The organism is Segetibacter sp. 3557_3 (genome assembly GCF_004354985.1).
GTDB lineage: Bacteria > Bacteroidota > Bacteroidia > Chitinophagales > Chitinophagaceae > Segetibacter.
This window is the reverse complement of record NZ_SMSK01000006.1, coordinates 143,176-162,880: the sequence shown is the minus strand read 5'-3', so window position 1 is coordinate 162,880 and position 19,705 is coordinate 143,176. Positions and strand designations below refer to the sequence as shown.

Below are 19,705 nucleotides of genomic sequence, written 5' to 3'. Positions count from 1 at the left end.
CGAATTTGGCTGAAAGTGGCGCTAAATAAACAGCAACACATCGTTTCGGGTTTAAGGAAATTATACAAGGTGGCTAAAAGCTTCAGCGTTGATCATCCGGGAATGTATCCTAAAAAGTTGATGACTTGAAAGATAAAAGCGGATGGGACAATGCGGGAGTCAATAGCGCTGAAGGCAGGCTTTCAACGGCTAAATTATCCTGCCGGATCCCATCATTTAGAGTAATTTTAGGCATATAACTTTAGATATGGTGGATACTAATGGTGCAGCTATGCCGCTGTTGATGCGAACACCCAGGATAGACCAGGTGGGAGTGGTGGAAAGAGCAGCCCGGATAACAAAGCGCAGCATCAAAAAAGAAACAAAGGTGAACGGCCTGCTGCTAACCTTAAACATGATTGACCTTACCACGCTTGAGGGTAAAGACTCCGAAGGCAAGGTTAAGCAGATGTGTTATAAGGCTAAACATTTGCTCGACACTTACCCGGGGTTACCTACCGTTGCAGCGGTATGTGTCTACCCCGCTATGGTACATACGGCCAAAAAAGCAGTTGAAGGTACGGGTATCAGGGTAGCCTCTGTAGCAACAGGCTTTCCCAGCGGGCAGGCCTCACATGAGGTGAAAATAAGCGAAACAAAATTTGCGGTTGAGCAGGGCGCCGACGAGGTGGACATGGTTATAAGCCGGGGCAAATTCCTTGCAGGAGAGTACAACTTCGTATTCGACGAAATTGCTGCCATCAAGGAAGCTTGCGGAAATGCCCGCCTAAAAGTCATTCTGGAGACGGGCGAGCTTGTGACCTTTGATAAGGTTCGCCGGGCTAGTGATATTGCCATGTATGCCGGAGCCGATTTTATTAAAACGTCGACTGGTAAAGTAACACCTGCCGCAACACTGCCGGTAACCCTGGTGATGTTGGAAGCCATCCGCGATTTTCACTACGATACAGGCCGGATGGTAGGCATGAAGCCGGCAGGTGGTATATCGAAATCAAAACTGGCACTTCATTACCTGGTCATGCTCAACGAAGTGCTGGGTGAAGAATGGATGAACAACCAGTGGTTCAGGTTTGGTGCCAGCAGCCTTGCGAATGACGTACTGATGCAATTGATGAAGGAAAAAACAGGGGTATACCAGGGCAAAGATTATTTCTCGCTCGACTAATCTGCGCAAGCGGCTGGTTGTTGTCAAAAGCCACCCTGTATTGCGGTTCCTGGTCCCACATTCAAACTTATCGGCCCTCTTAAAACACAGCTCATTGGAAAAAAACAACACCCTTAAACTTAAATTCGAAAGCGCCCGAAAGTATGCACCTGCACCTGAGAGCAGGAGTGCTGCAAAGATCAATGCGCAATACGAATTGTTCATAAACGGTCGTTTCGAAAAGCCCCTTAGCGGTAAATACTTCGATACGATTAACCCTGCCACCGAAGAAAAGCTTTCGCAGGTTGCCGAGGCAAATGATGCGGATGTCGACAGGGCAGTAAAAGCGGCCCGTAACGCATACGAGAATGTTTGGAGAGATATGCCGGGCGCAGAACGCGGCAAATACATTTTCCGAATTGCACGGATGATTCAGGAAAGGGCACGCGAACTGGCGGTAATTGAAACATTAAATGGCGGAAAGCCAATAAGGGAAAGCCGCGACTTTGATATACCGGTTGTCGCCAATCACTTTTTTTATTATGCCGGCTGGGCCGATAAGCTCGAGTATGCATTCCCCAATCGCAGACCGCAACCGCTTGGCGTTGCTGCCCAGATTATTCCCTGGAACTTTCCCTTGATGATGGCCGCCTGGAAAATCGCCCCGGCTATCGCAACCGGTAATACGGTCGTACTTAAACCGGCAGAAACAACCCCGCTAACAGCCCTGAAACTCGCCGAGATCATCCAGGAATCTGGCCTGCCACCCGGGGTGGTCAATATCATTACAGGGGCAGGCGCCACCGGCAGTGCCCTCGTTAACCATCCCGATGTTAACAAAATAGCGTTTACGGGCAGCACGGAAGTGGGCAAACACATCCAGAGAGCCATTGGCGGTACCGCAAAAAGGACTACCCTCGAACTTGGTGGAAAGGCAGCCAACATCATCTTTGATGACGCACCTATTGACCAGGCTGTAGAAGGGGTGATCAACGGTATCTTCTTCAACCAGGGACACGTTTGTTGTGCCGGCTCAAGATTGTATGTACAAGAGTCGGTTCTCGGTGAGGTAATAAGAAAGCTTAAGGACCGGTTGGAAACGCTGATCGTTGGTGACCCCATGGATAAGAACACGGACATTGGTGCAATCAATTCTCGCCAGCAACTTGAAAACATCAATAAGTATCTCGACATCGGTCGTGCTGAAGGGGCTGAAATGTACCAGCCCGATATCGAACTACCAGGCAAGGGGTTTTTTTGCAAGCCGACCATTTTCACCAATGTTGCCCAATCAAACAGGATTTCGCAGGAGGAGATTTTCGGTCCGGTTTTGACCATCCAGAGTTTTCGGACCGATGACGAGGTGATTGAAAAAGCCAACAATAGCCCTTATGGTTTATCGGCAGGGGTTTGGACCGATAAAGGATCCAAGATTTTCAACCTTACAACCAAACTCAGGGCAGGAGTAGTATGGGCAAATACCTACAACCAGTTCGATCCAACTTCGCCATTTGGTGGCTACAAAGAAAGTGGCTATGGTCGGGAAGGAGGATTGCATGGCTTAAATGCTTACGTTAAGTTTTAAGAGAAGGATGCTTGGTGGTTGCCTGTTAAAAAATATAGATTGTTGCGCGAATAAAACAAAGTTCATGTCAGTAAAAAATAAAGAGACGATTGCCGCTGAAACGGAGGCAGACATGCGGCAGCCTGAAGAAGCGAGCCGCCGGTTAGAGGTGTTGAAAACGTATAAGATTTTCATTGGCGGAAAGTTTCCGCGTACCGAGTCGGGCAGGTATTACGTAGCGCAGGATGAAGCCGGGCATAAGCTTGCGAACGTATGCCTCAGCTCGCGTAAAGACTTTCGTGAAGCAGTCGTTGCCGCACGTACCGCGTTTGGGGACTGGGGATCGAGGGCTGCCTTCAACCGTGGACAAATACTTTACCGCATCGCCGAAATGCTTGAAGGACGCAAGTTGCAGTTTATTGATGAGCTGGTTAAGCAGGGCGCTGGGCAAGCGGCTGCCGGGCAGGAAGTGGAGCAATCCATTGACCGCCTGATCTATTATGCGGGCTGGTGCGATAAGTTTCAACAACTATTCAGTAGCGTAAATCCTGTTGCAACATCTCACTTTAACTTTTCTGTTCCTGAACCTACAGGAGTTGTGTCGATACTTGCACCGCAAGACAGTGCACTATTAGGATTGGTCTCGGTGATTGCACCGGTTATTGCCGGCGGTAATACTTGTGTTGTCCTTGGTTCATATAGCAAGCCGCTGAGCGCGGTTACCTTTGCCGAGGTGCTCAGCACCTCTGATGTTCCTGGCGGAGTCGTAAACATACTTACAGGTAAGATGGAAGAGCTCGCTCCATATTTCGCCGACCATATGGATGTAAATGCATTGGTGTATTGCGGAGACGATATGGAAATGAAAAAGCTGTTACAACAAAAAGCTGCCCTCAACCTAAAGAGGGTTGTTTTTTATGATCACGTGGATTGGATGTCGGCAAACGGGCAATCACCCTACCTGATCGCAGACAGCCAAGAAATAAAAACAACCTGGCACCCCATTGAAAACATTGGTGGAGCAAAAGCGGGGTACTAGCAGCAAGTGCTTTTGCATTTTGAAATCGGATCTTCTAAATTCGGCTTCAACCCACAAAAGCTTCCTTGCTTTTGCGACGCCTTTATTGAAGCCATCTGCATATTCTGCGGTTTACCACCGAGTCGATAAACCGCTGTTGCCTGAACTTACTTACCCTAATCTGCCCCGTATAAAGGGGTCTCTATATGCATTTCAGAAACTAATGCAGTTTTATGTTGTTGGTGTTTAACACCCAATAAACAAAAACTTGTTTACATAAACTGGTTCCACTTTCTTTGCAAAAGATACTAGCTAGTATGTTTTATGAAAAAGGCAGAGGCAACCAGGTTAGCCATTTTACAAAAGGCATTTGAACTGATATACGTGAACGGTTATCAGACTACCAGTGTTGATGATATCATTGCTACAACCCAGGTAACAAAAGGTGCATTCTACTACCACTTCAAAAGCAAAGATGAAATGGGTATGGGGATCATCAACGAGCTCATCAAACCAACCCTCGCAAATAGTTTTATTAAACCCCTTCATCAGGGGGGAAACCCACTTGATGCTATCTATAACCTGATGTATCATCTGTTGATGAAAAATGATTTTTTGAAAGTTGAGTACGGTTGTCCCGCCGCTAATTTTACACACGAAATGACCCCTTGGAATAAGGACTTTAGTATCGCCTTAAACGAAGTTGTACAACAGTGGATTAAGGTAATGACCGATGCTATTGTCAAAGGAAAAGAGAAAGGATTGATCAGGAAGGATGTAAATGCAAAGCAAGTAACGATGTTTGTAATGTCCGGCTACTGGGGTATTCGAAACTTTGGTAAACTGGAGAACAGCAAAAAAGTATACCTGCCTTTTTTGAAGGAGTTAAAATTATACCTCGGGTCTTTAAGATAGTTTTTTTTGTACAAAAACATACCATTTAGTATGTTTCTTATTCACGACTGAAAACAGAACATGTACCACGTGCTTCTAGTTTCTCACAGTTGGGTTCGCTGGCTTGTGTTGGCAAGCCTGGTGTTTGCAATATCCAGGGCATACAATGGATATACTTCGAAGTCAACCTTTTCCCGGACAGACAATGGCATAAGACATTGGACAGCCACCATCGCACACATACAATTGGTGATTGGGATCTTACTCTATTTTCAAAGCCCGCTTATAAAATACATTATGGCAAGTTTGAAAGGAAATCTACAGCAGTTTGAGCTTGCCTTTTTTGGGCTTATTCATGGATCACTAATGTTGGCCGCAATCGTTGTTGTTACAATTGGCTCAGCGAAGTCAAAAAGAGAACAAATTGACACGCATAAATTTAAAACAATGCTGGTATGGTATGCGATTGCTTTGGGAATTATGCTCATAGCCATTCCCTGGCCATTTTCACCACTTGCTACAAGACCCTATCTCAGATAATATGCTACAGCTACTCAAAACAAAAATCGGGCGACTCCGGATCATCGGGTTCTTAGAAGGACTTTCTCTTTTAATCCTGGTTTTTATCGCAGTCCCGATGAAGTACCTTTTCCACAATCCCGGGTCGTCGAAATTTGTCGGTCCCATTCATGGAGCAATTTTCCTGTTATTCTTGCTAAACACATTAAGTGTAAGCATAGAACACAACTGGAAGTTCAGGTCTACGACTTGGAAGATATTGCTGGCGTGTTTCATTCCATTTGGTACATTTTATATTGACCGAAAAATCCTTCGGAATATGCAGGCTACCAACTATTGAGTTGTTCCGGCAGCGCCGTGGTGAATAGCGGAATGCGCGTCCAGGCCATTCTTGAAACCCAATACATTCGGAACCGAGCCGAATGCCCGTGGCTTCAATCGGCCTCTCGATGAAAAATAATTGTTAAGTACTACCACTTGGGAACAGCTTGATATGATAATGCATGTATCCCGTCCTTAGCAAGTGCCGATACACCAATTTGCGGCTGTTGATCCAGCAGGCAGCAATCTCCGTGGCAAAACAAAGATGTGTACCGTACGTATTTTCTGAGTCTTAACTTTGGCACGTATGAAAGAACTCTCGGTTGTAATCACGGTAATGAACGAAGAGGACAATATTCGTCCAATGGTAGAGGCACTTGAAGACGCCTTGAGGGGCTTTAATTACGAAGCCATATTTGTTGACGATGGTTCAACCGATGCCACCCGTACAAGGTTAAGAGAACTGGTAAACGACCGTATTGTACTGGTTGAATTAAGAAAGAACTACGGCCAGAGTACAGCGATGACTGCCGGCATAGACCATACGCGGGGAGAATATATTGCTTTACTCGACGGCGATCTTCAAAATGATCCCACAGATATACCGGGTATGCTCGAGTTACTTAAACGGGAAGATTGGGATGTGGTAGCAGGCAACAGAAAAAACCGTAAAGATGGATTTATACTCCGGAAGATTCCAAGTAAGATCGCCAATTACCTTATCCGGCGTTGGACCAAGGTTTATATCAAAGATTATGGTTGCACCTTGAAGTTGTTTAAACGGGAGATTGCGGAGGACCTTGGCATATATGGCGAACTCCACCGCTTTATACCCGTTCTTGCCGCCATGCAGGGTGCGCGTATCACCCAGGTAGATGTAAAACATCATGCACGCCGATTTGGTACGTCAAAGTATGGATTAGGCAGAACTTTCAGGGTAATGAGTGATCTGGTCACCATGATATTTTTCAGGAGGTATATTCAAAAACCCATGCACCTTTTCGGCACCATGGGATTCATTAGCCTGGCTGCGGGGATACTTATTAATGGCTACTTGCTTATACTTAAAATATTGGGTTATGATATCTGGGGAAAACCCTTGCTCATCCTTGGACTTATCTTCCTGCTCGGGGGTATTCAGCTGATCACAATCGGCATCCTGGCCGAAATTAATGTCCGGACTTATTTTGAGTCGTCGAACCGTAAAACTTACCAGGTAAGAAAAATTTATGGCGGACAACAGGCTTAAAAATGTTTTGAAGCTGCTCCTCAAAGTAGCGGTCACCATCCTTTGCCTGTGGTATGTAAGTCGTAAAATTGATTTCCTGCTTACCTGGGACTTATTACAACAAAGTGATAAATGGTGGTTATTTCTGGCTGCCATTTTTTTTGTGATGTCGAAGGTGGTCTCGTCTTTCCGGCTCAATTTCTATCTCCGGAATATCGGGGCTCACTTACCAGAGTTGGCAAACCTAAAGTTGTATTGGCTTGGAATGTTCTACAACCTCTTTCTTCCGGGTGGTATCGGTGGCGATGCATATAAGGTGATCGTATTAAACCGGCGCTTTGGGAAACCTGTTAAAAAACTTACTGCCGCTATTTTGTTAGACCGGATAAGTGGGGTGGCCGGCCTGGGAATACTTTCGGCAATTGGCTACTTCCTGATCTTTAAGGGTGAGCAGTATTCGTGGTGGCTGCTTGCTGCAGTATTGCCGGGATTGGCGGCATATTACCTGTTTGTCATAAAACTTTTTCCTTCATTTGTAACCAGTTACTGGAGCACTTTAGTACTTGGTATTGTTGTGCAGCTATTACAGGTGGTGGCGGTGTTCTTTATCATGTCGTCAATCGATATCAACGTCCACCGGTACGAATACATCCTCTTGTTCCTGGTTTCTTCAGTTGTCGCGATCTTGCCTTTTACGATAGGCGGCTTAGGGGCACGTGAAGTTGTTTTTCTATGGGGTAGTCAGCACTTTGCATTGGATAGCCACCAATCCATTTATATCAGCCTGTTGTTTTACCTGATTACACTGGTAACATCGTTTGTGGGTATTCGATGGGTGTATGCGGATCCTTTGCCCGCAGAACCTCCTGGTGCGAAGCCAATCGTATCCTAAACGTGTCCGGGCCACGGTCTTTTATAACGAAGCTTTTGCACCAAAAAAAGCCATCATTCCCATCCCGATTTCAATGGCCCGCTCATCAACATTAAACTTGGGGGTGTGCACATTATGGATAATTCCCTTGTCTTCGTTTCTTACTCCCAGGCGGTAAAAACAACCCGGAACCACATGGGTATAGTACCCGAAGTCTTCGGCACCCATACGCAGTTCAGTTTCTTCAACATTTTCACTGCCCATGAAATCTTTTGCAAGTGCCCATGCATCGTCGGTAAGCAGGGGGTCATTGTCTACAAAAGGGTAGCCTACGTCAATCAAAATATCGGCTTCACCGCCAAGCGCGTGTACCAATTCATAAGTTTGCTTTTTGATGAGTTCATGTGCCTTGTACCGCCATTCTTCATCCATCGCGCGAAAGGTGCCCATCAGCTTTACTTCACTGGGTATAACGTTGGTTGTGTTACCTCCTTTTATCGAGCAGATCGACAATACCGATGGTGATGTAGGATTATTATTCCGGCTGATTACCTGTTGGAGACTTACAATCAGGTGCGAAGCAATGAGGATGGTGTCGGCCGTGAGGTGCGGAGCAGCAGCATGACCACCTTTACTCTTCACCGTGATAAAGATTTCATCAGCGCTTGCCATTACCCTGCCTTTCCGAAAGCTAAGTTTGCCGATTGGTAAACCCGGGTGTACGTGTAAGCCAAAGATGCCTTGCGGCCGGGGGTTCTCCAAAACGCCTTCTTTGATCATCAGGCTTGCCCCGCCAGGATTTCTTTCTTCGCCGGGCTGGAAGATCAGCTTGACGGTGCCCTCCCATTCGTCTTTCAACTCATTTAGTATGCGGGTTGCACCAAGCAGGCAGGTGGTATGCACATCGTGGCCACATGCATGCATAATGCCTTCATTCACCGATTGGTAAGCCATGCCCGTTTCTTCAAGTATGGGTAACGCATCGATGTCGCCACGAAGCGCGAAAGTTCTGCTGTGGGGATTGTTGCCTTGTACATAGCCTACAACCCCGGTAGTGGCTTTTACTTCGTAACGGATGTTCCATTGATCGAGCTTTTCCCTGATGAATTTGGAGGTTTCAAACTCCTGGTAGCTGAGCTCAGGATGTGCATGCAAGTAACGGCGAATGGCAATAAACTCATCGTGGTACCGGCTTGCAAGAGCCTTTATTTTGTCTTTAAGCATGTTTGGTTTCAGTAGGTACCTGGCTGTGATTCGCGGTTAGAAGTCCAGGTCCTCGTCGTCGGTAAAGGTATATTCTATCAGGTCTGGAACTACGTAGATGTATTTATCGGGGTACAAATTTGTAATAAGCTTCTTCAGGTCGGCAGCATCACGCTGTTTTAAAAAGTTACCTACCCGCACCCTGAAGTGTGGGGCCTGGTAAAGGAGGTAGGTCTTTTCGTCGGGAAAGCGGCGCAACATTTCGGCTTTCACTGTGTTCGCTTCTTCGCGTTTCGAGGTATTGATCACCTGGATCCGGTAGCCACGAATTTTCCCGCTTCTCGACAACAGGGATGCACGTTTGTTAATCTCTGCCTGCTTCGCTGATAGCACGTCGAGGCGTGGATCCTTATACACCACCACGGAACCAAAACCCGAGTCCGGAAAAATAGATGGCTGTTGTTTTTGCGCCGATAAGGATAGGGATCCAAAAGCCAGCAAAAACCAAAGAAAGTAGCGCATATAAGAAATTTTAATTGTTAATCTGCTCTCCGCAGTACCCTGCGCCATCATGTTGTTGTTGCCTGTTGTTCGGCCATGATTGCACTGGCGTTGGGTGTGAAAATCAGTGATGCACCTGCTTCAAAATATGCACTGGCTTGATCGTAATTGTATCCAACAGCCGCAACCTGTACTTTATCGGCCAGGTGACTTCTCATTGTCCTTACGTCTGCGGGTGCAGGCTCCCGCTCGCCAAAACCGGTTGAAACCTTCAATACGTCCGTACCCGCTACACCATAAAGGTCGCAACACTTGATCATTTCGTCTTCGGTAAGCAATCCTGTTTCAATGGTAAAGATTACTGCTTTCTCTTTCTTCTTAATCACCGGCACAATGTGGTTGATTTCTTGCGCAACGTAAGCCCAATCACCGTTTTTGATCGCCGTCATATTCACTACTACTTCAAGATTATCCGCACCGTCGACCAATGCAAGCAATATTTCTGCCAGTTTCGCCTCTACGTATTGGTAACCGAACGGAAAGGCAATTACCGTTGAAACTTTCACACCGCCCTCCTGCAATTGCTCCTTTGCCCGCTTCAAAAATAAGGGCGGCACACATACCGCGTTAAAACCATAAGCTTTAGCATCTGAACACAACTTATCGATGTCGGCGATGAGTGGGGGCGGAGCGAGGGTTGTTGAAATAATATTCGAAGGAGAAAACATGTGCCCGTGTATTCGTTAACTGAAATTAGAGAAGATGTTGTATCCGCGAACCTTCACCGGAGCACCTGGTGCTGCACGATGGTTTACCGATGAACGTAATGCGACGCCCGTCCGACTGGTGCATCCGGGCGGGCAACGATGACGCCATGGAATACCCCCGATGGTTCCAAAAAAACTGTGGTCGGAAAGCTGTTGCAAAATGCTGTACATAAAAAAACCAACCACCTGGTGAGATGGTTGGTTTTGGGGCTATTTAGCTACAGGTCTTTTCCATGACACTGCTTGTATTTTTTTCCGCTTCCACAAGGGCATGGATCATTACGGCCAATTTTTGGTCCAACCAGTATTGGTTGCTGCTTTACAGCAGCTCCGTCACCCTGCTCAAAATAGTCGTTTTCGTTGGCAGCATAGTCTTCACCAGCGGCGTCTACCTGCTCTTTATTGGATTGCATCCGGCTCATATCGGTCTTCTCTTCGCGACCTTCCCGGATGGGAATCGGGCGCTCTTCTTCAACCGGTATTCCGCTATGGCAAAGGAAGGAGACGATCTCTTTATTTACACCTTCGTCCATTTTCTTAAACAACCCGAAAGCTTCCATTTTGTAGATTACCAATGGATCTTTTTGTTCGTAAGAAGCCGTTTGTACGCTTTGCTTCAGATCGTCCATTGCCCTCAGGTGCTCCTTCCAGGCGTCGTCGATAAAGCCAAGTGCAATGCTTCGTTCCACTGCATTTGCCAGTTCAGCGCCTTCAGTTTGAAGCGTTTTTTCGAGGTTTGCCAACACCTGCATACCACGACGACCATCAGTAAATGGAACAACTACGTTTTCGATATGATTGCCCTGCTGCTGCCTGATGTTTTTGAATACCGGCAGGGCATTTTTGGCGATCTCAGCCTTTTTACGCTGGTAGTTTTCGTTTGCCTCAACGTAAAGTTTTTCGGCAAGTTGTTGTTCGTTGTTTTTATTGAAGTCCTCTTCAGTAATGGATGTATCAATGCCGAAGTTCATGATTACTGCAAGGCGGAAACCTTCGAAGTCGTTTTGTTCTTTAGCATCGACAACTACGTTTTCTGCAACAAGGTAAAAAGCATTATCGAGGTCGAGTGCAAGGCGCTCGCCGAAGAGTGCATGGCTTCGCTTGGTATAGATTACCGTCCGTTGTTTGTTCATTACGTCGTCATATTCCAACAGGCGCTTCCGGATACCAAAGTTGTTCTCTTCTACCTTCCGCTGAGCCCTTTCGATGCTTTTGGTAATCATGCTGTGCTGGATAACTTCGCCTTCCTTATAACCTGCAAAGTCCATCACCTTCGCAATCCGCTCGCTACCAAACATACGCATCAGGTCGTCTTCAAGGCTCACAAAGAAAATGGATGAACCCGGGTCTCCCTGCCTACCTGCACGTCCGCGTAGCTGCCTGTCCACACGGCGGCTTTCATGCCGCTCCGTACCAAGTATCGCGAGTCCTCCCGCTTCTTTTACACCAGGTCCGAGTTTAATGTCGGTACCACGACCTGCCATGTTGGTTGCAATCGTTACTGCGCCAGCAAGACCAGCTTCAGCAACAACCTGTGCTTCACGGGCATGTTGCTTTGCGTTAAGTACATTATGGGGTACCTGTTTTTGCTTTAGCATTCTGCTGAGCAATTCAGAAACTTCTACGCTTGTTGTACCTACCAGGCAAGGGCGTCCTGCATTACGCAGTTCCTCAATCATGTCGATAACAGCCTTGTACTTTTCCCGCTTTGTTTTAAAGATCATGTCCTGGTCGTCCTTACGGATGATGGACAGGTTTGTAGGAATTGTGACTACATCAAGTTTATAGATATCCCACAACTCTGCTGCCTCAGTTTCAGCCGTACCGGTCATACCGGCAAGCTTATGATACATCCTGAAATAGTTCTGCAGGGTAACCGTTGCATAGGTTTGTGTAGCCGCTTCGATCTTTACGTTTTCCTTTGCTTCAATCGCCTGGTGCAAACCATCGCTATACCGACGTCCGTCGAGTATACGACCGGTTTGTTCGTCAACGATTTTCACCGCACCATCCATTACCACGTATTCAACATCCTTGTCGAACAATGTATATGCCTTTAAAAGCTGCTGTACGGTGTGTATCCGGTCGGCTTTAAGTGCATATTCGTTCAGCAGGTGTTCCTTTTGATGCAGTTTATCTTCAACGCTCAGCTCAGCATCGGTGTCGATTGCATTTAGGGCCACGCTGATATCAGGAAGAATAAAGAAGTTGGGGTCTTCGCCAGATTTGGTAATCATCTGGATACCCTTGTCCGTCAGTTCAACCGAGTTGTTTTTTTCATCGATGTAAAAAAACAATTCCTCGTCCACCTTCGGCATCTCTTTCTGCTGATCCGCGAGGTAATGGTTTTCGGTTTTTTGCAGTTTCGAACGCATCCCGGGCTCACTAAGGAACTTGATCAGGGCGCTCATCTTTGGCAAACCACGGTGCGCGCGCATCAGGGCAAGACCACCATCTTTAGGATCGTCGTTACCTTCTGCAAACTTCTTTTTAGCTTCATTAAGAAACTGGTTGGTCACCCTTTTTTGTGCCTCTACCAACTGCTGAACCCTTGGTCTTAATATGTGGTACTCCTGCTCGTCGCCCCTGGGCACCGGTCCTGAGATAATCAGCGGGGTTCTTGCATCGTCAATCAGTACGCTATCCACCTCATCCACCATAGCGTAATGGTGTTTGCGCTGCACCATTTCATCCGGACTATGCACCATGTTATCCCGGAGGTAGTCGAAACCAAATTCATTATTGGTGCCATAAGTAATATCGGCCTGGTAGGCTCTCCTGCGATCTTCTGAATTCGGTTGATGTTTATCGATACAGTCAACGGTAACGCCGAGCCACTCGAAAATGGGCCCGTTCCATTCACTGTCACGACGGGCGAGGTAGTCGTTTACCGTAACAATATGTACACCTTCGCCGGCGAGGGCATTCAAGTATGCAGGCAATGTTGAAACCAGTGTTTTACCTTCACCAGTTGCCATTTCGGCGATTTTACCCTGGTGCAATACAGCACCACCGATCAGCTGAACATCGTAGTGCACCATGTTCCAGGTTACGCTTCCACCGGCAGCAAGCCAGGTGTTCTGGTAAATTACCTGGTCTCCGTCAATTTTAATATGGGATTTCTCGAGTGCGAGTTTCCGGTCGAGCTCTGTTGCAGTGGCTACAATCTCAGTATTTACGGTAAAGCGGCGGGCCGTTTCTTTTACAACAGCAAAAGCTTCGGGTTGAATTTCTTTCAGGATCTCCTCAATCTGATCATCACGGTCCTTCTTCAGTTTGTCAATCTGCCGGTAAATTGTATCGCGACCAGATATATCTTCGATGGCAAGCTCTTCAGCCTCGGCCTGCTGGCTTACAATGGCGGCATCAATCGTGGTAAGGTGTTGGGCTATTCGCTCCCTGAATTGAACAGTTTTCCCGCGGAGTTCATCGTTTGAAAGTTCCTGGTACTGCTTAAAAAAGGTGTTCACCTTTTCTACAATAGGGGTGAGCACCTTTACGTCTTTCTGCGACTTACTGCCACCGAATATTTTTGATAAGAAACCTATCATATATGTATTTTAGGTAAGGGGGTATAATTTTTAGTTATAAAGCTTTTTAGAAAGTCAAATTTGGTGCTATTCTGAAGAGAATGGCCAATATGACAGGGGAACAAAGGTAGCAAAACACCGGGAGAAGGAAATAAAGCTGTAAAGTGGATTTCTGTTAATATTTTAACTACTGCAAGCCCTTCATTTGCAACGGTGTATTCGGGTTTTCCCGGCTACAAATATCTAAACCGGAGTTTTGCCCCAACTGGTATGAGAACGCTCAGTATGCTGCCTGCTAAGCTAAACCTGCACTAGCTAACTTAGCCAGCGTTTACCGGTTGGAAGTTTTGCACCAGCACCTGTCCCATAACCCTTTGGGTTGTACGGGCCCCGACAAGGGAAGGCCAGTTAACAGTACTCGCTTTTTCATCTAATCGGTGGCAGCGTTTCGCAACTCCATGAACTCCCATCAGAAATAATTGTTGAAGCACTATGCGAATGATCTTATTTGTGTTTACAAGCTTGCTTTTGGGATCTGGTGTAAATGGGCAGACGCTGAATCCTGCTCCTTTCAACAAATCGCGGGCAACAATAAACAAAAGGGGTTTGCTGGTGATAGGTTCGTGGGCGGCAGCAAATATATTGTACAGTGGGGTTGCGGCCGGCAAAAGTTCCGGATCCACCCGGTATTTCCACCAGATGAATACCATTTGGAACGGGGTTACACTCGGCATAGCAGGGCTTGGTTTGCTTAGGCAGCAACAGGAGCATGATGGGTTGGTAAACGCGTTTAAAGAACAATCCGGTATCGAAAAAGTGTTTTTGCTGAACGCCGGTTTAGACCTGGGCTACGTGGCGGCGGGTGCTTATTTGCGGGAACGTTCGAACAACAGTGGAGATCGCGCCAAGCTAACGGGTTATGGCGAAAGCATTATGGTGCAGGGGGTCACACTTTTTGTATTTGATGGAATCATGTACGTGCTTCACCAAAATTATGGGAGAAAGCTGTACCGGGCTGCTTCAAAATTGCATGTATCCTCAGGCGGCAACGGAATCGGGTTACGTTACCGGTTCGGGAGTAGGATTTAAACGCTCCGTAAAAAAAGTCAAAAGTCAAAAGTAAAAAGTCTCAGGTGCAACAGCAAACCGTGACTGAATCATCTTGTTTATCTAGGATCATAAATCCGCAATTCGCCATACGCTAATCCGAAATTCGCCAATCGTAATCCGCTAATCCTTTCCTCTGCGAAAATCTCTGCCTCTCCTGTTCTCTGCGGTAAAAAGTCCAAAGTCAAAAGTAAAAATTCAAAAGTAAAAAGCCTCGGGTGCAACAGCAAATGGTGTCTCCATAATCCTGTTTATCTAGGATCATGAGTCCGTAATCCGACAATCCGTAATCCGCGTATCCTCTGCGAAAATCTCTGCTTCTCCCGTTCACTGCGGTAAACTGCTCTTCGCAATTCGCCAATCCGTAATCCGCCTATCCTCTCCTCTGCGAAATTCTCTGCTTCTCTCGTTCTCTGCGGTAAAAAGTCCAAAGTCAAAAGTAAAAATTCAAAAGTAAAAAGCGTCGGGTGCAACAGCAATCGCAGACTCAATCATCTTCCAGATCGAGGATCATGAATCCGTAATCCGCCAATCCGCAATTCGCTAATCCGGAATCCGCCCATCCTCTCCTCTGCGAGAATCTCTGCCACTCCTTTTCTCTGCGGTGTCTCTTCAATCCGCAATCCGCCCATTCGTAATTCGCCAATCCATTCTAACCCACCTTATCATCCCGGTTGCGTCTTTTTTTCCAGTACATCATAAATGCGATGATGCCGAAGATAATAGCCAGTCCCAGCGTAAACAGGTACGTTGGCCGGATCGGGTAATCAGCAGTCAATAGGTTAAGTGTAAACGTCATGGTGCAGGTTTAAATGCTAAGTTAAGCCGAACAGCAGCGACAGGCAAACTCCAATGTTACCATTGATGGCCGCTGAACCCGGACTTCTAAAGTTTTTCGGATACCGGCATTAGTTTGCTATGGCATCATCGTTGCGTCGCAATCACTTCATCGGCAAAATTAATGGTCATCGTTAGTCTTCGAGGTAAAGCTCTGCCAGTGAAGGGCAGGATTAACTGCACGGAGTATTTTGGGTGTACACGGGAGCGTTTTTCGAAATACGTCCCCGACCATACCCAATACAAAGAAGTCTCAGATTACCCCGATCGAAATTCCCGCCTTTTTGTGGCAGATTTTTAATCGGGAGTATAAAAACAACTCCTTACTTTTGCCCTCCGTAAAAAGTTATGCCCCTAAACAAACCTGCCTTTTAATAGCTCAACAGTGATGTATTTAGGTTGCGATATTTTTTTGGCCTTGTCGTACAATGCCCGCCCGCTGACGCAGTCGGACGGGGATGTATAAGAGGTTTCTTAATAACAAGATTTGGCCTTGTAGTACAATGGATAGTATAAGAGTTTCCGAAGCTCCAGATCCAGGTTCGATTCCTGGCGAGGCCACTACAAACACCGTCACACTCCGCTTCGTAGCCACGTGACTCCTTAGTATCAGCAGCTGTTTTTATTGATCTTCAATACGCAACCGGAGCTGCTTTCCCGATGTTAACCGGCCCCTTTCCAAATTCAATGTCGCGACATCCATTTATTTTTTTGTTAGCTTAGCAGTTCATCCATCAACCTTTTGCATGAAACTGCTGCTCCAGTACCTTAAACCATATAAGTGGATGATTGCGCTTGCATTGTTGCTGGCGGCAATCAACCAAACCTTCTCCCTTTTTGATCCCATGATCTTTGGATTGCTGATCGACAACTATGCAAAACACCCGTTTTACGAAGATGCTGCGCAGACCATTCCCCGGAGCGAAAATGCCTACATCCTGGGGATCATGAAAATGCTTGGCCTGCTGGTCGGCACTGCAATGGTCAGCCGGATTGCAAAAGCCTTCCAGGACTATGTCGTGAACGTAGTTATCCAGAAGTTTGGTGCGCAAATTTTTACCGATGGGCTTAAGCACTCCATGCGCCTGCCCTACCAGGAATTTGAGGACCAGCGTAGCGGTGAAACCCTATCTGTTTTAACCAAGGTTCGTGCAGACACCGAGAAGTTTATCGGCTACTTTATTAATGTACTGTTTGGTATACTGGTAAGCGTAGTATTTGTATCGATATATGCAACCAACAAGCACTGGTCAATCGTACCCACCTACTTCGGCGGTGCGATCCTGATTGCTTTTGTTACCAACATCCTGAGTAAAAGGATAAAAACGATCCAGAAAAACATCGTTAAAGAAACCACCTCTCTCGCTGGAACAACAACCGAGAGCCTTCGCAATATCGAATTGGTTAAAAGCCTTGGCTTGACTGAACAGGAAGTAAAGCGACTGAACAACAATACCTACAAAATCCTGGGACTGGAGCTAAAAAAGGTGAAGAGCATTCGTTCACTGAGTTTTATCCAGGGAACAATGGTTAATTTTCTTCGCCAGGTGATTACGTTTACCCTGATGTGGCTCATCTTCCGGAACATACTCACTATAGGGGAGTTGATTGCGCTACAATTTTACAGCTTCTTTATTTTTGGTCCCCTCCAGGAGATCGGAAGCATTATCATGAGTTACCGCGAAGCCGAAGCCTCGTTAAATAATTTTCACCGGGTGATGGAGAAGAAGGTTGAAGAACGACCAGAAAATCCACTTCCCGTGGGCATGATTGAAGAACTGGAGTTTAAAAATGTCACCTTTAAACACCAGACCGCACAGTATAATGCGCTTGATGGCATCAGCTTCGATGTTAAGATGGGCGAGACTATAGCTTTCGTTGGCCCTTCCGGCGCAGGTAAAAGTACCCTGGTGAAATTGTTGGTAGGGCTATACCGCCCGCAAAACGGAGCAATACTTTACAATGGATTAAGCAGCAACGACATTGAATTTGATGAGTTGCGGAACCAGATTGGTTTTGTGACCCAGGATACACAACTTTTTGCGGGCACAATCAGGGAAAACCTGACGTTTGTAAAGCCGGAAGCAACTGAAGCCGACGTGCTGGATGTTTTGAGTAAGGCAAGTTGTAATTACTTGTTGTCAAGGGCTGAAAATGGAATTGAGACCCTGATCGGTGAAGGCGGGTTAAAACTCAGCGGCGGTGAAAAACAACGCTTGTCCATAGCACGTGCACTGTTACGTAAACCCCACCTGCTTATATTCGATGAGGCCACCTCTTCGCTGGACAGCATTACAGAAGAGGAAATTACCGGAACCATAAAGAATATACTTTCGGAACGTGAGCAAATAACCGTGCTGATTGCGCACCGGCTGAGCACGATAATGCATGCCGACCGTATATATGTACTTGAAAAGGGTCGGGTTGTTGAAACGGGAAGCCACCACCAACTATTAGAGGAAAAAGGGCTTTATTATGCAATGTGGCGGCAACAGATTGGTGAACGTAAAAGCCTTACCGCTGCATAAAGCAGGCAAACCGGAGGATCGAATTTTGCGACATAGGGTGCCTAAGCGGAGAAAACCGGGGCTCAGCAAAGAACTTCCGGTACAAGGGAGTGACACTCGTCCCACTGCGCAGCGGGCGGGCAACGATGCCAAATTCCAGACTAATGCTGGTTACAAAAAATGCCGTTTCTTAAACCACTCATCATTGCAGTGTTAGTTCCTGAAGTTTTGGGTAATCATTATGCCGTGTATGCCTCCGTCGAGTATGCCTATACCCACCCGCCCGTAGGATCGGCGTAATATATTGGCTTTATGGCCAGGTGAATTCATTAGGCCTTTATGGCAGATTTTCAGGTTAGGTCCGATCGCCAGGTTTTCTCCTGCAATCAGGAAGCGGACCCGGGCCTTTCTTATCCGGTCAGAGGGCGACTTGCCCTCCGGCGTTACATGAGAAAAATACCCCCGCGCAAACATGTCGTGTGAATGAGCCCTTGCAACGGATCGTAATGCCGTATCCGCTTTAAGCGGATTTAATCCTGCAGTGTCTCTTTCCTGGTTTACAAGATCAAGCATTTGCGCCTCAAGGTCGGGTCGCGGCTTAAAGTCACTTACCTTAAAAGGCAGCTTTAGCATGCCATCGGACCCCGGCCTTGCTGTTGTATTGTTCATCGCAGGGGTTGGAACGTCTTCAAACACCGGCGACAGCTTTTCGCCAAAATATTCAACAGGTCGGGAAAAATATCCCGCCATATAACTTTCTGAAACCTTAATCGACACCTGCTCGGGCAATGGGAAGGAAAGCAGCAATGCCGACACCAGCGCTGCATAAATTAATCCATTTACAAAGCCGGGTGCCACACCAAGCGCGCGGTTTACCACATTGTCCTGGCTGCTTTTAGGCAGTCGGCTAATAACAGCATTGATCAACACGCCCAACGCTATGCGGGCCAAAAACAACAAAAGGATAAAAGCAAGTGCTTCAGACCAGCCTGCGACGGAAGGAAAAAAACTGAGCAATTGTGTGGAAACATAGGGATAGCCAACCAGGGCAACCCAGACACTGCCAGCCAATACAATTAGTGATGCAAGTCCTGATATAAAGCCGGTGTGCCATCCACGCCAGACAGAAAACAAGATGATTAAAATGAGCAGAATATCTATTACATTCATAACGGTCGAAAAGTATAGGTTAGATCATGCATTTTTGGTACCATCCCGATTGTTACTCCAAAATCGGCCTGATTAGTTCTGTTTCTCGCCTTGTTGGCCCAAGTTAAGGTTAGGTTGGCCGATTTATCCCCGCTGCTACAACAGTTGACGCTACTCCCGTTGCACTATTGTTTAGGAAATCATGCAGGTAAGTACCTTGTGCACAAACAAAAAAATTTTTCTTTGATAGCCGCGCTTATACATTTGCACCGGATCTGGTTCCTGCTTTCGGTAATACCCGAACGGGATTAAAAGGGAAGCCGGTGTAACTCCGGCGCTATCCCCGTAGCTGTAAGTTTCAACAGGCGTTTATCGCCCAGGAAAAACTGTTAATGCTCACACCACTGTTCTAACGAATGGGAAGGTTATTAACAGGAAACGAGCCAGAAGACCTGCCAGGTTAAATCATTTATTCATCGGGCTTTCGGGAGAAAAGCAGGGATGTGATTGTCTTTTAAAAGACCTTTTCATTTCATTGTATCTTT

General features: G+C 46.6%; 16 protein-coding genes, 1 tRNA gene and 1 riboswitch. Of the genes, 11 read left to right on the top strand and 6 right to left on the bottom strand.

Annotation, left to right across the window (positions count from 1 at the left end; genetic code table 11):
• Positions 1 to 247 precede the first annotated feature (247 nt).
• The 8 genes from deoC (EXU57_RS11740) (at position 248) to EXU57_RS11705 (ending at position 7,580) form a co-directional block, all read left to right on the top strand.
• The gene (gene deoC, locus EXU57_RS11740) at positions 248 to 1,165 is read left to right on the top strand and encodes a deoxyribose-phosphate aldolase (RefSeq protein ID WP_133268399.1); all 918 of its coding nucleotides are present in this window, start codon (positions 248 to 250) and stop codon (positions 1,163 to 1,165) included.
• A 94-nt stretch (positions 1,166 to 1,259) separates the two neighbouring features.
• The gene (locus EXU57_RS11735) at positions 1,260 to 2,729 is read left to right on the top strand and encodes an aldehyde dehydrogenase family protein (protein ID WP_133268398.1); all 1,470 of its coding nucleotides are present in this window, start codon (positions 1,260 to 1,262) and stop codon (positions 2,727 to 2,729) included.
• Between the two features lie 64 nt (positions 2,730 to 2,793).
• On the top strand, positions 2,794 to 3,747 hold the full coding sequence (locus tag EXU57_RS11730) for an aldehyde dehydrogenase family protein (RefSeq protein WP_207955466.1): 954 nt from the start codon (positions 2,794 to 2,796) through the stop codon (positions 3,745 to 3,747).
• A gap of 303 nt (positions 3,748 to 4,050) precedes the next feature.
• Positions 4,051 to 4,641 carry a TetR/AcrR family transcriptional regulator gene (locus EXU57_RS11725; RefSeq protein WP_133268397.1) on the top strand — a complete coding sequence of 197 codons (591 nt, stop codon included), beginning with the start codon at positions 4,051 to 4,053 and terminating at the stop codon, positions 4,639 to 4,641.
• Positions 4,642 to 4,701: 60 nt separating this feature from the next.
• Complete coding sequence (locus EXU57_RS11720) at positions 4,702 to 5,160, top strand: hypothetical protein (RefSeq protein ID WP_133268396.1); 459 nt, start codon at positions 4,702 to 4,704, stop codon at positions 5,158 to 5,160.
• A 1-nt stretch (position 5,161) separates the two neighbouring features.
• Positions 5,162 to 5,479 carry a DUF3817 domain-containing protein gene (locus EXU57_RS11715; RefSeq protein ID WP_133268395.1) on the top strand — a complete coding sequence of 106 codons (318 nt, stop codon included), beginning with the start codon at positions 5,162 to 5,164 and terminating at the stop codon, positions 5,477 to 5,479.
• A 288-nt stretch (positions 5,480 to 5,767) separates the two neighbouring features.
• Positions 5,768 to 6,709 (top strand): glycosyltransferase family 2 protein, encoded by a 942-nt coding sequence (locus tag EXU57_RS11710; protein ID WP_133268394.1) that lies wholly within the window; start codon positions 5,768 to 5,770, stop codon positions 6,707 to 6,709.
• Positions 6,690 to 7,580: a YbhN family protein gene (locus EXU57_RS11705; RefSeq protein WP_133268393.1), complete on the top strand. Its 891-nt coding sequence runs from the start codon at positions 6,690 to 6,692 to the stop codon at positions 7,578 to 7,580. The genes EXU57_RS11710 and EXU57_RS11705 overlap by 20 nt, the downstream gene beginning before the upstream one ends.
• A 21-nt stretch (positions 7,581 to 7,601) precedes the next feature.
• Here the strand turns inward: EXU57_RS11705 and EXU57_RS11700 are convergent, their stop codons facing one another.
• The 4 genes from EXU57_RS11700 to secA all read right to left on the bottom strand — a co-directional run bounded on the left by EXU57_RS11700 (position 7,602) and on the right by secA (position 13,581).
• Positions 7,602 to 8,783 carry a M20 family metallopeptidase gene (locus tag EXU57_RS11700; protein WP_133268392.1) on the bottom strand — a complete coding sequence of 394 codons (1,182 nt, stop codon included), beginning with the start codon at positions 8,781 to 8,783 and terminating at the stop codon, positions 7,602 to 7,604.
• A gap of 36 nt (positions 8,784 to 8,819) precedes the next feature.
• On the bottom strand, positions 8,820 to 9,284 hold the full coding sequence (locus EXU57_RS11695) for an SPOR domain-containing protein (protein WP_165958115.1): 465 nt from the start codon (positions 9,282 to 9,284) through the stop codon (positions 8,820 to 8,822).
• A gap of 47 nt (positions 9,285 to 9,331) precedes the next feature.
• Complete coding sequence (deoC, locus tag EXU57_RS11690) at positions 9,332 to 9,991, bottom strand: deoxyribose-phosphate aldolase (protein ID WP_133268390.1); 660 nt, start codon at positions 9,989 to 9,991, stop codon at positions 9,332 to 9,334.
• 257 nt (positions 9,992 to 10,248) lie between these two features.
• Entirely contained in the window at positions 10,249 to 13,581 is a 3,333-nt protein-coding gene (gene secA / locus EXU57_RS11685; protein ID WP_133268389.1) for a preprotein translocase subunit SecA, read from the bottom strand.
• A gap of 471 nt (positions 13,582 to 14,052) precedes the next feature.
• On the opposite strand from secA, the gene EXU57_RS11680 reads away from it, so the two are divergent.
• The gene (locus EXU57_RS11680; RefSeq protein WP_133268388.1) at positions 14,053 to 14,649 is read left to right on the top strand and encodes a DUF6992 family protein; all 597 of its coding nucleotides are present in this window, start codon (positions 14,053 to 14,055) and stop codon (positions 14,647 to 14,649) included.
• A gap of 670 nt (positions 14,650 to 15,319) precedes the next feature.
• Here the strand turns inward: EXU57_RS11680 and EXU57_RS25095 are convergent.
• On the bottom strand, positions 15,320 to 15,466 hold the full coding sequence (locus EXU57_RS25095; protein ID WP_165958114.1) for a hypothetical protein: 147 nt from the start codon (positions 15,464 to 15,466) through the stop codon (positions 15,320 to 15,322).
• Positions 15,467 to 15,993: 527 nt separating this feature from the next.
• On the opposite strand from EXU57_RS25095, the gene EXU57_RS11675 reads away from it, so the two are divergent.
• Positions 15,994 to 16,065, top strand: a tRNA-Arg gene (locus EXU57_RS11675).
• 185 nt (positions 16,066 to 16,250) lie between these two features.
• Positions 16,251 to 18,032 (top strand): ABC transporter ATP-binding protein, encoded by a 1,782-nt coding sequence (locus EXU57_RS11670; RefSeq protein ID WP_133268387.1) that lies wholly within the window; start codon positions 16,251 to 16,253, stop codon positions 18,030 to 18,032.
• Between the two features lie 192 nt (positions 18,033 to 18,224).
• On the opposite strand, the gene EXU57_RS11665 is transcribed toward EXU57_RS11670, so the two are convergent.
• Positions 18,225 to 19,181 carry a CvpA family protein gene (locus EXU57_RS11665; protein ID WP_133268386.1) on the bottom strand — a complete coding sequence of 319 codons (957 nt, stop codon included), beginning with the start codon at positions 19,179 to 19,181 and terminating at the stop codon, positions 18,225 to 18,227.
• 238 nt (positions 19,182 to 19,419) lie between these two features.
• Positions 19,420 to 19,635, top strand: a riboswitch (cobalamin riboswitch).
• The last annotated feature ends 70 nt before the right edge of the window (positions 19,636 to 19,705 follow it).

Bases quoted from the DNA above. Each gene is read 5' to 3' on its own strand.
- EXU57_RS11705 (WP_133268393.1), top strand. From the start codon at position 6,690: ATGGCGGACAACAGGCTTAAAAATGTTTTGAAGCTGCTCCTCAAAGTA.
- deoC (WP_133268390.1), bottom strand. From the start codon at position 9,991: ATGTTTTCTCCTTCGAATATTATTTCAACAACCCTCGCTCCGCCCCCA.
- EXU57_RS11710 (WP_133268394.1), top strand. From the start codon at position 5,768: ATGAAAGAACTCTCGGTTGTAATCACGGTAATGAACGAAGAGGACAAT.
- EXU57_RS11730 (WP_207955466.1), top strand. From the start codon at position 2,794: ATGTCAGTAAAAAATAAAGAGACGATTGCCGCTGAAACGGAGGCAGAC.
- EXU57_RS11720 (WP_133268396.1), top strand. From the start codon at position 4,702: ATGTACCACGTGCTTCTAGTTTCTCACAGTTGGGTTCGCTGGCTTGTG.
- deoC (WP_133268399.1), top strand. From the start codon at position 248: ATGGTGGATACTAATGGTGCAGCTATGCCGCTGTTGATGCGAACACCC.
- EXU57_RS25095 (WP_165958114.1), bottom strand. From the start codon at position 15,466: ATGACGTTTACACTTAACCTATTGACTGCTGATTACCCGATCCGGCCA.
- EXU57_RS11680 (WP_133268388.1), top strand. From the start codon at position 14,053: ATGCGAATGATCTTATTTGTGTTTACAAGCTTGCTTTTGGGATCTGGT.
- EXU57_RS11700 (WP_133268392.1), bottom strand. From the start codon at position 8,783: ATGCTTAAAGACAAAATAAAGGCTCTTGCAAGCCGGTACCACGATGAG.
- EXU57_RS11725 (WP_133268397.1), top strand. From the start codon at position 4,051: ATGAAAAAGGCAGAGGCAACCAGGTTAGCCATTTTACAAAAGGCATTT.
- EXU57_RS11665 (WP_133268386.1), bottom strand. From the start codon at position 19,181: ATGAATGTAATAGATATTCTGCTCATTTTAATCATCTTGTTTTCTGTC.
- EXU57_RS11670 (WP_133268387.1), top strand. From the start codon at position 16,251: ATGAAACTGCTGCTCCAGTACCTTAAACCATATAAGTGGATGATTGCG.
- EXU57_RS11695 (WP_165958115.1), bottom strand. From the start codon at position 9,284: ATGCGCTACTTTCTTTGGTTTTTGCTGGCTTTTGGATCCCTATCCTTA.
- EXU57_RS11715 (WP_133268395.1), top strand. From the start codon at position 5,162: ATGCTACAGCTACTCAAAACAAAAATCGGGCGACTCCGGATCATCGGG.
- secA (WP_133268389.1), bottom strand. From the start codon at position 13,581: ATGATAGGTTTCTTATCAAAAATATTCGGTGGCAGTAAGTCGCAGAAA.